Source organism: Polynucleobacter sp. HIN9, from assembly GCF_030297635.1.
In the GTDB taxonomy this organism is placed as follows: Bacteria; Pseudomonadota; Gammaproteobacteria; order Burkholderiales; family Burkholderiaceae; genus Polynucleobacter.
Genome location: NZ_AP028140.1, coordinates 1,583,789 through 1,595,942 on the forward strand (window position 1 = coordinate 1,583,789; position 12,154 = coordinate 1,595,942).

At 43.0% G+C, this 12,154-nt stretch carries 16 protein-coding genes; 4 read left to right on the forward strand and 12 right to left on the reverse strand.

Features of this window, described 5'->3' with window-relative positions:
* Nucleotides 1–30: 30 nt before the first annotated feature.
* The 4 genes from QUE62_RS07930 to QUE62_RS07945 all read right to left on the reverse strand — a co-directional run bounded on the left by QUE62_RS07930 (nt 31) and on the right by QUE62_RS07945 (nt 3,720).
* Nucleotides 31–525 (reverse strand): DM13 domain-containing protein, encoded by a 495-nt coding sequence (locus QUE62_RS07930; RefSeq protein ID WP_286261421.1) that lies wholly within the window; start codon nt 523–525, stop codon nt 31–33.
* An 855-nt stretch (nt 526–1,380) separates the two neighbouring features.
* Nucleotides 1,381–2,748, reverse strand: coding sequence for an ATP-binding protein (locus QUE62_RS07935; protein WP_286261423.1), 1,368 nt, complete (start codon nt 2,746–2,748; stop codon nt 1,381–1,383).
* Entirely contained in the window at nt 2,741–3,403 is a 663-nt protein-coding gene (locus tag QUE62_RS07940) for a response regulator transcription factor (RefSeq protein ID WP_286225229.1), read from the reverse strand. The genes QUE62_RS07935 and QUE62_RS07940 overlap by 8 nt, the downstream gene beginning before the upstream one ends.
* 11 nt (nt 3,404–3,414) lie before the next feature.
* The gene (locus tag QUE62_RS07945) at nt 3,415–3,720 is read right to left on the reverse strand and encodes a PepSY domain-containing protein (protein ID WP_286225230.1); all 306 of its coding nucleotides are present in this window, start codon (nt 3,718–3,720) and stop codon (nt 3,415–3,417) included.
* Nucleotides 3,721–3,823: 103 nt separating this feature from the next.
* On the opposite strand from QUE62_RS07945, the gene QUE62_RS07950 reads away from it, so the two are divergent.
* From QUE62_RS07950 to QUE62_RS07960, 3 genes are read left to right on the forward strand one after another with little or no spacing between them, the layout of a single operon-like run.
* Nucleotides 3,824–4,222 carry a DUF1924 domain-containing protein gene (locus tag QUE62_RS07950; protein ID WP_286261425.1) on the forward strand — a complete coding sequence of 133 codons (399 nt, stop codon included), beginning with the start codon at nt 3,824–3,826 and terminating at the stop codon, nt 4,220–4,222.
* Between the two features lie 13 nt (nt 4,223–4,235).
* Entirely contained in the window at nt 4,236–4,754 is a 519-nt protein-coding gene (locus QUE62_RS07955) for a diheme cytochrome c (RefSeq protein WP_286261427.1), read from the forward strand.
* A gap of 9 nt (nt 4,755–4,763) precedes the next feature.
* Nucleotides 4,764–5,273 carry a cytochrome b/b6 domain-containing protein gene (locus QUE62_RS07960; RefSeq protein WP_286261428.1) on the forward strand — a complete coding sequence of 170 codons (510 nt, stop codon included), beginning with the start codon at nt 4,764–4,766 and terminating at the stop codon, nt 5,271–5,273.
* A gap of 133 nt (nt 5,274–5,406) precedes the next feature.
* On the opposite strand, the gene QUE62_RS07965 is transcribed toward QUE62_RS07960, so the two are convergent.
* The 7 genes from QUE62_RS07965 to QUE62_RS07995 all read right to left on the reverse strand — a co-directional run bounded on the left by QUE62_RS07965 (nt 5,407) and on the right by QUE62_RS07995 (nt 10,957).
* Nucleotides 5,407–6,246: a class I SAM-dependent methyltransferase gene (locus QUE62_RS07965; RefSeq protein WP_286261430.1), complete on the reverse strand. Its 840-nt coding sequence runs from the start codon at nt 6,244–6,246 to the stop codon at nt 5,407–5,409.
* A gap of 154 nt (nt 6,247–6,400) precedes the next feature.
* Nucleotides 6,401–6,733: a hypothetical protein gene (locus QUE62_RS07970; RefSeq protein WP_286223520.1), complete on the reverse strand. Its 333-nt coding sequence runs from the start codon at nt 6,731–6,733 to the stop codon at nt 6,401–6,403.
* Between the two features lie 570 nt (nt 6,734–7,303).
* Nucleotides 7,304–7,759 carry a DUF411 domain-containing protein gene (locus QUE62_RS07975; RefSeq protein ID WP_286261432.1) on the reverse strand — a complete coding sequence of 152 codons (456 nt, stop codon included), beginning with the start codon at nt 7,757–7,759 and terminating at the stop codon, nt 7,304–7,306.
* 49 nt (nt 7,760–7,808) lie between these two features.
* Nucleotides 7,809–8,087, reverse strand: a complete 279-nt coding sequence (locus QUE62_RS07980; protein ID WP_286261434.1) for a copper-binding protein — start codon at nt 8,085–8,087, stop codon at nt 7,809–7,811.
* Complete coding sequence (locus QUE62_RS07985; protein ID WP_286261436.1) at nt 8,087–8,566, reverse strand: cupredoxin domain-containing protein; 480 nt, start codon at nt 8,564–8,566, stop codon at nt 8,087–8,089. The genes QUE62_RS07980 and QUE62_RS07985 overlap by 1 nt, the downstream gene beginning before the upstream one ends.
* A gap of 12 nt (nt 8,567–8,578) precedes the next feature.
* The gene (locus QUE62_RS07990) at nt 8,579–9,985 is read right to left on the reverse strand and encodes a multicopper oxidase family protein (RefSeq protein ID WP_286261439.1); all 1,407 of its coding nucleotides are present in this window, start codon (nt 9,983–9,985) and stop codon (nt 8,579–8,581) included.
* A 3-nt stretch (nt 9,986–9,988) separates the two neighbouring features.
* Nucleotides 9,989–10,957 carry a TolC family protein gene (locus tag QUE62_RS07995; protein WP_286261441.1) on the reverse strand — a complete coding sequence of 323 codons (969 nt, stop codon included), beginning with the start codon at nt 10,955–10,957 and terminating at the stop codon, nt 9,989–9,991.
* 478 nt (nt 10,958–11,435) lie between these two features.
* Here QUE62_RS07995 and QUE62_RS08000 point away from each other — a divergent pair, with 478 nt between their 5' ends.
* Nucleotides 11,436–11,786 carry a DUF3147 family protein gene (locus QUE62_RS08000; RefSeq protein WP_286261443.1) on the forward strand — a complete coding sequence of 117 codons (351 nt, stop codon included), beginning with the start codon at nt 11,436–11,438 and terminating at the stop codon, nt 11,784–11,786.
* Nucleotides 11,787–11,928: 142 nt separating this feature from the next.
* Here QUE62_RS08000 and QUE62_RS08005 read toward each other — a convergent pair whose 3' ends face one another.
* Nucleotides 11,929–12,126, reverse strand: coding sequence for a heavy-metal-associated domain-containing protein (locus QUE62_RS08005; RefSeq protein WP_286261445.1), 198 nt, complete (start codon nt 12,124–12,126; stop codon nt 11,929–11,931).
* Between the last annotated feature and the right edge of the window lie 28 nt (nt 12,127–12,154).

Consider the following 12,154-nt stretch of genomic DNA (forward strand, 5'->3'; position numbering starts at 1 on the left):
CAGTAAAGATTTTGTAAGTAAGGACTTTTTCTACCTTACTGCCACTAGGTCTGCTGAGCCGATATATTCCTTGAACTGCTTACACCATATCAGTACGCTGTTGACATCTTCAGGGTTATGGGTCTTTAGAAGATAGAAAGCAGCGCCGTTTGGTTTTTTAATACGGCTGACCTCAATTTGCTGGGCACTGAACTCATCGTTATCTTTGATAGCGGGCTTACTGCTAATATAGATATGATAGTCTGGACCAGGGCTGGATCTAAAGTCTTCGCCCGATTGCAAAAATAGTTGATTGCCAACTTTGACTAAGGTCCACTCGCCAGAGGAGTTGTGTATCAAATCTTGGCCCTTGGCGTTTTTATCAATCTGCCCTCGTTTAAGGATCTCACCTTCTACTTTTTGATTACTCTCAAAGCGAGCCTTAAGATCTTGTGCGTGACCACGGATTGCGTCGAGAAGCTGGGCGCTTGCTGATATTGGGAGCAGAAGTGAAGCAACGAGTAGCAAAAAACCAAATTTATTCATAAAGGATTTAATAGTCGTCATGTAATGGTATTAATAAAGATCTTTTAGATAAATGTCGTTTAAAACGTCAATTCTTATTCAGAGATTTGACTAACTTTCAACAACATCAAATACCTTGCCCCGAATTGTTCGAAGGATTAGATACAAGGTTATCAGGTGTAAGGCTGCTACTAACAAGTTACTGATCACCACAGGATTTGTAAAGCTGCCCACTGTGAACGGCGTTGTTAATTTGTAGAGTACTTGAACTAGTAACAATGGCGCTACCAGTAATGGCAGTGGCCTGAACAAAAGTAGAATTGAGACTAAGAGAATTGCTCCATAAACCGACAGCAGAATTCCTCTAGCCGGACTGTACGATCCATAAACACTTGAAATCCGGGGTAAATCCCACATAAGACCCATACAGACTGGTATTAAGACCAACACATTGACCAGCAGGGAAATTAAAATCATCCTCTTCACAAATTCCACTCCTTTATGGGTAGATGATAAAGGGAGCCTGTAGCCACAAAGGTTTGAGCCATTAGACAGAGTTAGCCACAGCGGGCACATTCACACAGCACCACAGTCAATTTGCTACAATTCTCAGTTCGGCGAATTAGCTCAGCTGGTTAGAGCGACGGAATCATAAGCTCGAAGTTTCTCGAAAATCCTCAATCGTTTCAAAGACATAACAAAACCACAAAAGTTGGTGTACGCACATTGTGCGACACACTTAACTGCACACACCTTGGAAGTCATATGGCTAAAGGCTGGCGGGTTAAGCACGCGGAGTGCACGGGAAAATGTGCTGCGATTGTGTGTGAAATTTTAGGTGGCTTGAGTTTGGAAGTGTCGTTTAAAACGACGCATTCACGAATTGATTGAAAGTACACTTGGTAACACGAGCGTTATAGACAGCCCCCCAAAAGACGATTGATTCAAGCTTACTTTGCCACCATAGAGCTCAACTAGCTCACTCACAATGGATAGTCCCAACCCAGAACCTGGAGTAATCTCGTCAAGCTTCATTCCTCTTTTGAGAGCCAAATCAAATTTCGCAGGATTCAAACCAGCCCCATCATCCTCAATGCAAATTTCAACAAAATTTACTTTATTTGAGATCTTAATATTGACGATTGATTTAGCCCATTTACAAGCATTGTCCAATATATTGCCAATCATTTCCTGTAAATCATGGGCTTCTCCATTAAAGATTGGGTTTGGGTCGTTACACTCAACCTTAATTTGTAAGCTCTTGTCACTATGCAATTTATTCATCACTCGAACAACCGATTGAATACTATCTAAAACTGGTGTTCGAGTTGTTGCGATAGGATTCAGCGCTAGCGTTTTTGCCTTCGCTAGACTCCACTCGACCTGCTCTTTAGCTGATTGTGTCTGCTGTAGAACCAATTCCTTAAAGGCCTCTTTAGATAGATTGTTGTCGTTGACAGCGTTTTGAATCACAGCTAGCGGCGTTTTAATAGCATGCGCCAAATTACCAGCTTGTGCTCTTGCTCGGGCAATGATCTGTTGGTTTTGCTCCAAAACAGTATTGAAGTCTTTCACCAAAATATTAAACTCAGCAGGATAGTCACCTTCAATCGTTGAGCTTTTACCACTCTTTAATCGAATCATTGCCGTTTTTAAGGTACTAAGAGGTCGCAATCCAAAAGTAATTTGCATGATTAATATCATGAAAAGTGCAAGCGCAAGAATGAATAAGTAACGTCTAATTTCACTTGAAAATAATGTAATTTCAGCGTCAAGCGGTGAGCGATCGACAGCTACTGTTAGCGTAAATGGAGTTGACTGAGCATCCTCCAAGGAAACGGTTTTGGAGTAAGCCAGTAATGAATGCTGACCAACGCCAGTGATTTCGTAAAAAAGAGGTTGATCAGACTGATTTTTGGAGCCGCGGATGGCGAGTGTTTGGTCCCAAAGGGAACGCGAGCGTAACACGGTCCCATCTGATGCATTGATCTGCCAATAGAGTCCAGATAGGGGCTTAGCCCATCTGGGCTCTCCCACTGGCGATACTAACTGGGGCTGCTGAGACCGCAAATCAATCGAGACAAGACTCGCTAACTGATTAAATTGATTCTTTATATTGAGTTCAAACTGCTTTGTGGCATATTGGGTAAATAACTCCGTAATGACCCGATTAGCAACAAATAATGCGGTAAGGATTGCTAAGATTGAGGTGGCTACGATCCGAAATCGCAGGGACTTAAGCATGATCGTTGAGTCGATACCCAAGGCCACGGACTGTCTCGATCAAACCTTCGGGTAGTTTTTTTCGCAAACGCGCGATAAAGACCTCAATCGTATTGGAGTCCTTGTCTTCATCATAGGCGTAAAGATGTTCACTCAGGGTTGTTTTATCAATCACTTTATTAGGGTGATGCATTAGGTAACTTAGCAAGCGCAACTCATAACTCGTTAAATTGATGGTATTGCCGTCAAGACTCACTCGATTACTAGCAAGATCTAAAGTCAATCCTTGGATACTAATTACTGAAGAAGAGTGACCGGTTGAGCGACGAATAACGCTTCGCACCCTTGCTAAAAGCTCCTCCATATGAAATGGCTTTGTGAGGTAATCATCGGCTCCGGCATCAATTCCGGCTACTTTCTCGCCCCAGTTATCCCGTGCGGTCAGAATAATGACTGGAAATGTTTTCTTAACAGCTCGCCATCCCTTTAAGACCGAAATCCCATCAAGCTTGGGAAGGCCCAAGTCCAAAATGGCCGCATCAATCGCTTCTTCTTTTCCAAAATGAAGCGCATCCTCACCATTACTGGCAGTATCCACCACATAACCTTGCTCTTGGAGCGCCAGTTTTAATTGCTCAAGTAGAGTTGGCTCATCCTCAACCACGAGTAAACGCATCAATTGGCCTTTTAGTCTTTCTTAATCTTTTGCTTTAAAACCTGACCAGTTTTAGCATCCACCTCTAACTTCACAATCGAGCCTGCCGAAGTCAATTGCTTGATTTCGTAAACCCAGCCACCCTTCTCCTGATCAAGCTCCACTTCGAGCACTTGACCGGGATGATCTTTAGAAACCTTTTGCAAGATTTCTTGTAGGGGAAGGATTTGACCGGATTGGACGGCTTTTCTGGCTCGCTCATGATCTGAATCGGCAAAACTTGTCATCGGCATCACGATGAGTGCTATTACCAGAAGAAACTGTGGGAGTTTTCGCATACGGAAATTGTAGATCGGCAAGATGAACCGAATCTGAATAACGCCTTCAGCCTGGGTCTAGGAACATTATTCAATACTGGGGTCCGAACAATAAAGGACTCTAATGAAATACTCCTTCAGTCTCATCTTGATTATTGGCATTGGCATGGTAAATGCCGCCGTTGCCGGCGACACCAACCCCACTGCACAGCTGAAATACTGGACAGATAAAGCAGGCGCGGCGGTAAACCCTGTTGCTGGAAAGCTTTTTTTTACCCAAACGCATGGCAAAGAATGGTCTTGTGCCTCATGTCACGGCAATCCACCTCTTAACACCGGTAAACATGCAAGCACGAACAAAGTCATTCCGGCATTAGCCCCGAGCAGTAATGCGGATGCATTTACAGAAACAGCCAAGATTGAAAAGTGGTTTCGACGCAACTGCAATGATGTTCTTGCTAGGGAATGCACCCCTTTAGAGAAAGCCAATGTGCTGGCTTATTTGATTTCATTAACCAAATAAAGGGGTAAGTTATATGGCTCCAAAAAATAAACGCTATCAGGGGATGAACATGAAAGAGTTTTTTGGACTAATTTTATTGACCTTGGTTCTACTGGCTGCGATTGCTTTGGCTAGCAAGCATGCCAATGCCGGAAGCAAGGATATTCAGCCAGCAAAACCGCTTCCTGTATATCAAACCGAATGTGGCTCGTGCCACTTAGCCTACCCTCCCGCATTCCTCCCAAAATCCTCATGGGAGCAATTGATTTCCACCCTTTCCAAACACTATGGAACGGATGCCTCAATCGATGCCAAATCCAACCATCAAATCAATCAGTGGCTAACCCAATATGGGGGCAGCTATAAACGGGTTAAAGAATCACCAACTGAGAATCGCATTACTAAATCGGCATGGTTTGAACGTAAGCACCGCAAAGTTAAAACCAGTGACTTTATGAAGCCTTCCGTGAAAAGTCCTGCCAATTGTGCCGCCTGCCATCAGCGGGCTGAGCAAGGTCTATTTGACGATGATGATGTTCGGATCCCAGACTAAAGCCAATCGATGAAGACACTCAAGCAAATCCTTCACCTAGCAGGCGCCATCACTTTTATTGGGGCATACCTTACCGCCGATAGTGAATCCTGGCGATTGATTCATGTGTATTTAGGATATGGTTTTGGGATTATCTTTTCCCTTCGACTCTTGATTGGCTTAGTTCCAAGAACATCGATGGCATTTCAAACAATTTGGATGCGTGCCAATCTTTTTAAAACGATTGTGCAGGATCTGAAGGATCTAAAACTTGAGCGTCTTTACAAATGGCAAATTTGGTATGGCTCCGGTATGGGGATTTTGGTATTTCTAATGTACCTTTTATCCATCCCACTTGTTTTGTTCGGAATCATGACTTATGAGGAATTCGGGGGGAAATGGTTTATTAAATTCTCTGAAAATAGCCACGAATTTATTGGTGAATTTTATCTCTCGATTGTTTTGATTCACTTGGTACTTGTTTTTGGAAAATATCTTTTGTTGAAAGCAAAAAATCAATTCCTAAGGCATGCCAATTAAATAGGCTACCTTTTTAGGGTTAATCTATTAGGAAACTGGTGTGGGTTAGGTCAACAAAATTCACGGCAAGGGCCTGAAGTTTGTCGTTTAAAACGACACTTCAGGCATTCTCATTAGGTTTTATAGTCAGATATTAATTTTTTGGCTTTTCAAACACCCCCAATATGGATGTCCCCCACGGAAAGGAAAGGTGATGACCCAATGGCGTTTCTGCATAAAACACAGCTTTAAGGGCATTATTAATAATGGGATGAGGCGTCTTGTACTCTTCTTTATAGAGTTTTGCCATTTGCTCCTCATTAAGCTCTTTGGGGCGGGTTTTACGGGATAGCCAGTACAGCGGACTGAGGAAGAACATAAAGTAGCGCGCATCTTTGAGGATTAATTCACTATTCTTTGCCAGCTCCTGATACTTTCGTTTGTCGTAGCGACGCACGTGCTTTACGAACTCATCGTTGTACGACCAAAAGAAGTCAAGCGCTGGGGTCGCCACAAATAGCTTGCCACCAGGCTTTAGTGCTTTAGCCGCTTCCCGCATCACAGTGACATCATCTGGGCAATGCTCAATCACATCCAATAAGTAAGCGGTATCCCACTGCTCCTGCATTTGTAAATCCATGAGGTCAACGTGATATAGGTCAACATCCTCATCTAGTACCCCTTTGGCATTGAGGAGTGCTACCCGGGAGGAATCCGCCAGCGCCAAATCGGTTAATCGATTAGGGATTGTTTGAGTAAGGTATTGCACCCAGCCGCCACATCCCCCACCCAAATCAATGGCTGAGAAGTTTTCTGATGCTTGATGACGCTTTAATGACTCTAATAAAAAACGATGGCGCCCTAGATACCAAAAATGCTTGGATTGCATTTCAAATAAATGAGCAAACTGATCTTCAACAAATTCATCATTTCGATGCGTGACTGGTTTTTGTGGCACATAAATACCATCGCTATCTTGGTAATACATAAACATCCCCATACCGATTTCGCACCCTATTCGGTGCAGAACTTGGTTTCTTGAGAAACCGCCCAGAATGGAGGTGAACAACCCGCTAAGGGTTTAATGCAATGAAATGTACTTTTTAGGGATTGCCACCATCCATTGGCTTACCTAACGCGGTAAGCGCTTAGATGAAGTGGCGATGGGGTGGCGCTAAGGCCGGGGGTGGGAACTTGGGGTTAAGAAATGAAAACGGGACCAATAAGGTCTTGGCAAACGAAACACGCCGAATAAAGGGTCGATCTTTTAAGACTAAAAGGACAACTGCAACAAAGGCAACAACAAAAGTAGTGTCGAGAAAATGCTTACGAGCATCGGGAACGGTCACTGCATACGAATCCGGGATTGGCTCAGGACTGCCATCATCTAAGAGTCGCGCACTATCAAATGCGCTCAAACCCGATACATGAAATCCATAATCGTTATCTCCAGCGATATGCGCATGTAAGAACGGAGACATGCACTTGAGAAAAATTCCCAAGAACAAGAAAGCTATCAAAAAAGATCGATTGAATTTAAAGCGCATGCTTACATTCTAAGTGGATCTAAAAATTTTCAATAACCACTATAAATAATGGGTTTTGATTTGATCAATTAATTTATGACTTTAGAGATACCGAGGCATTGTCTTTTTAAACGACAATATTTTAGTTAGGGCATCCCGCAGCCACAACGGTTTGAGCCATTAGACAGAGTTAGCCACAGCGGGCACATTCACACAGCACCACAGTCAATTTGCTACAATTCTCAGTTCGGCGAATTAGCTCAGCTGGTTAGAGCGACGGAATCATAAGCTCGAAGTTTCTCGAAAATTCTCAATCGTTTCAAAGACATAACGAAACCACAAAAGTTGGTGTGCGCACATTGTGTCTCACAGTTCACTACACACATCTTGGAAGCCTTATGGCATATGGCTGGCGGGTTAAGCACGCGGAGTGCACAAGAAAATGTGCGGTGATTGTGTGAAAAGTTTCAGAAAGCTTGAATATGGAGGTGTCGTTTTAAACGACAAAAATATGTCCTTTTAGTTCTAATACCTATAAGACTGATATACGCTGGGTCTTCCCTTGCTATCAATAATCAAAACATCGTACGGATCTTTTTTTCCTTTGTACTCAGGCCCATCCATGCCTGGCGAACCCAATGGCATTGCAGGGACCGTTAGGCCCAATACCTTAGGCTTTTCAGCAAGCAAACGCTTAATTTCTTTAGCAGGTACATGGCCTTCAATCACATAGCCGTCAATCAAGGCTGTATGACATGATCCGAACTGAACTGGCATACCAAGCTTTTGCCGAATCTCGGTATTGCCATCATTATTTACCTTAACAATAAAACCATTTTTTTCTAAGTAAGTTGCCCAGTCCTTACAACATTTACACTTTGGACCACGCCACATAGTGATGTCTAATTTCTCAGGTGCGGCAAAGCCATATGCAGGGAATAGAAGGACTCCCAAAAGTAAAGATCGACGATAAGTATTCACTTGAACTTGAGATGTTTGTATTATGTTTTCGATTAGCAATTGATGGCTTTTAGTTACTTTTCCGAATTTCTTTGACAAAGTACTTCTTATCTTTCATTTCAGCGACAAATTCAATACGCTCATTCACGCTATAGCTTTGTAAAAGGGCGGCATTTTCAACTTGAAAAACCATCGACATTTCAGGCATATCGAGGCTTTTGATTTCCTGATGACGAATAGTAATTTTTTTATTGTCTATATCAATTCGACGAATTTCACCCTTGGTCCACTCTACCGAGTGAGCTGAAAAACTAAGCAATAAAAGAATTGGTAAAAAGAGCTTTTTCATTATTTCACCTCAATTTTTCCAATCATGCCAGCCTGATAATGCCCAGCCATCAAGCATGCAAAGTCAAAGCTGCCCTTGCGATTGAATTTCCAGATGATTTCACCAGTTTTACCGGGCGCGACATGAGCCATGTACGCTTCATCATGTTCCATATTAGGATTTTTTAGCATCAGTTCAGCATGCTTATCTAAAACAGGCTTTGTGCCAATTACCATTTCATGCATTAATTTTCCATCGTTCTTTACTTGAAAACGAATGGTTTCGCCCAGCTTTACCTCAATCCGATCGGGATGAAAACGCATCTTATCGGTCATAGTGATTAAGACTGTTCGATTTACTTCGTTTTTATTAGCCCCAATCCCCCAATCTTCCTGGATAAAATTGGCTGGCTGAGTAGATTTTTTATGCTGATCGCCATGAGCTAGCACCAACTGAGGCAGTGAAACGATGGCAAGTGCTAAAACAAGTTTTCTAATCATGATGTCATGCTCCTAGTGATTATGTTTTGAATGTCCGGATGGTTTAACAACATTGACCTCAACCTCTGGTTGGTTATGAACCCGATTCATGGCAGAGGGGCCGGCTGATTGGCTTCGCTTGATCGTGGGCAGCTGCCCCTTCCATTCATAAGCCTGCGTACCGGGAGGTTGTTTGTACCAGCCAGTATTTTTATAGTCATTGTGCGGTTGATTTTTACGAACCTTCAGGATGCTAAACATGCCACCCATTTCAACCGATCCATAGGGTCCATCACCCGTCATCATCGGAATCGTATTTTCAGGTAATGGCATTTCCATTTCCGTCATATCGGCCATGCCACGCTCACCCATCACCATGTAGTCTGGAATGAGTTTTTTTATCTTTCCAGCAACGCCACGATGATCAACTCCAATGAGATTAGCCATATCATGGCCCATCGCATTCATGGTGTGATGGCTTTTATGGCAATGAAACGCCCAATCGCCCTCCTCGTCAGCCAAGAATTCAAGCTGTCGCATTTGACCCACTGCAACATCAGCAGTTACTTCATACCAGCGATTAGCCTTTGGGGTCGGCCCGCCATCGGTCCCGGTAATTTGGAACTCATGGCCATGCAAATGAATGGGATGATTGGTCATGGTTAGATTTCCAACCCGAATTCGTACCCTATCGTTTAAGCGAACATTCAGAGTATCGATACCAGGAAATACCCGGCTATTCCAAGACCAAATATTAAAGTCGAGCATCGTCATTGGGTTAGGCGTAAAACTACCCGGATCAATATCGTAGGAGCTCAGTAAAAAACAAAAATCACGATTGACTTCATCAATGTCCGGATTTTTGCCTTTGGGGTGAGTTACCCAAAAGCCCATCATGCCCATCGCCATTTGAGTCATTTCATCAGCATGTGGATGGTACATAAATGTTCCAGGACGACGAGCAGTAAATTCATAAACAAATGTTTTGCCTGACGGGATTGCCGGCTGATTTAAGCCAGCTACCCCATCCATACCATTTGGTAAGCGTTGACCATGCCAATGAATTGAGGTGTGCTCTGGTAGCTTATTGGTTACAAAAATGCGTACTTTATCGCCTTCAACAACCTCAATTGTTGGCCCAGGGGATTGGCCGTTATACCCCCATAAGTGGGCTTTAAAGCCAGGCGCCATTTCCCGTACCACAGGTTCTGCCACTAAATGGAACTCTTTTACCCCTTGATTCATTCGCCATGGCAAAGTCCAACCATTGAGAGTAACAACTGGGTTGTACTCACGACCGGTTTTGGGAAACAGTGGATTTTGTGTATTAGGGCTGGTTTGAATAACAGGCTCGGGTAAGCCCGCCAAGGCGTGACGACTAACTCCAGCGGCTGCCATAGTCACTGCCGCACCACTTAGAAATGCTCTACGTGAATTCATGACTTACCTCGCATTAATATTAGAAAAATCCATCTGGGCATCAATTAAGGCCTTTTCTAGGCGTGCCGATTGGATTAAAAAGGCTGCATTTGCGTCGATGTACTGCATCACTGTTTTGCGCTGATCCTCAGCATCTTCAAGCAAATGAAATACGTCAATCAGCATCGCGTTATAGCGGAGTAATTTTTCCTCAGAAATTTTCTTTTGGTTCGGCAAAATTTCTGTTTGATAAGTCCTTACCTTTTGAAATCGCTCTAGGTAGTTTTCGTAGGCAATGCGTGCGTTAGAGCGAACTTGAACGGTAGCTGGATTATTGATGTCACCTAAATCAATAGCTCGCCCCTCTTTGTCTGTTAATTTCCTCGCATCTTTTGGAGGAGTTGGCAAGCGATTTTCTACGTCTAATTTAAGGTCGCGTTGGTCAAAGTTCATCCGCTGAATAAAACGCTCCGTTGCTTCTTTGGTTTTTGTCTGCAATGATTGCATTTCTAGCTGGATCTTTAGCAATTCTTTTTGCTGTTTAAGCTGTCCCAGTTGGTTGATATTGCCAACCTTTTGCATCCGATTCGTTAGTTCTGAGGCTGCCTGAACAGCATCTACAACATCTGCCATGTATCTTGATTTCTCTTTAAGAGCCACCAGCTCGTAATAGGACTTGGTGGTTTCATAGATGATGGTGTAGCGCTGTTGAAGTGCTGAGCGTTGTGCTGGAGTTAACAAATAGAAATTTTGGATTGATTCTGAGCCGGGTAAATAATTGGTCCAATCCAACTGCTGACTAAGGGATCGCTCGATCGCCTGATTTAGTGAATAAGTAGCCCCTTGGGGTAAAGGTTGCTCTTGCACCTTTTCTTTGGCGTAAGTACGCCAACCCCCAATCTCCCCAACCAGATTATTTTGCTCAACCCAAATAGAGTTTCCGTGCGCTTGCAGTGTAGTACTTAAAAATAAACCAAGAAGTATTCGTTTCATATCACTCTCCAATTAAAATCGCCCCCAAATTTTGGGCGGACTTATCCTAGGGAGTTAACGAATAGGTGGTTTTGTTAGGTCAGAAATATCAACCCCAATTAAGGGCTGATTAATTGAATAAAAAGCTTGGCTAAAAGAATCAGTTAGGTCAAGTGCTTGGGGAGCCTGCAAAAACCCAATCGCCATACATAGAGTGCAAGAGTTACAACCCGAACTATCCGATGGTTGATGTGAAGAATGGGGACTCTCTGTTGCTGATGCGCCATTTTGATGACATTCGTGCGCGATATTGGCCTCGATCATCCGGGGCATTTGCAATGTTTTTTGCTGGTGCTGTATGCCCATATCAATCACTGCCCACGACTGAACCGGGACAAAAACAACCAAGAGGCATATGAGAAATCTTCTCAACATGAACAAATCCTAACACTTTTTCCATAGAATTGCTTTAACGTCCTCACCTTTAGGAACCAAAACAATGACTTGGATAGTTACTAAATACCTTTTAACAGCTGGAATGGTGGTATTCATTAGCGAAGTTGCCAAACGCAGTGATAAGTTAGGTGGATTCATTGCGGCATTGCCGTTGATGACGCTACTTACTCTTACTTGGCTGTTCATTGAAAATCAATCAGAAGAGAAAATAGCGAATCATGCCTATTACACCTTTTGGTATGTGATTCCAACGCTGCCTATGTTTTTAGTATTCCCTTACCTGTTACCTAAACTGGGATTTTGGCTCACGATGGGGGCTTGCGTTTTACTAACCTTTGTTTGTTTTGGGATTTTTGTACTGATTATGCGAAATTTTGGGGTAGAACTACTATGATTCATAGTCGTTTAAAACGACAGATTTACACCACAATAATCTTATATGTACTTTAACTTAGTGATAGATATTTAGTGGTGTAATTCAAGCTAATTTCTATCTAAGGGTAAATGACTTAGAACTTGCGCAATTACCAAATTTCTCACAGAGTCTTCACAATCGGAAAACCAGCATCCTCAATAAGATTTTGAGCCTCGGAGGTGCTGAGCACAGTTTGTAATTCAATGGATTGAGTAGGTAAATCCACCTTAACTTGTGCATTTGGATCGGCCGATTGAATCGCTCTAGTTACCGCCTTAATGCAGCCCCCGCAAGTCATTCCAGAAACTGTAAATCTCATAAACACCGTCCTTTGATCTACATACTCA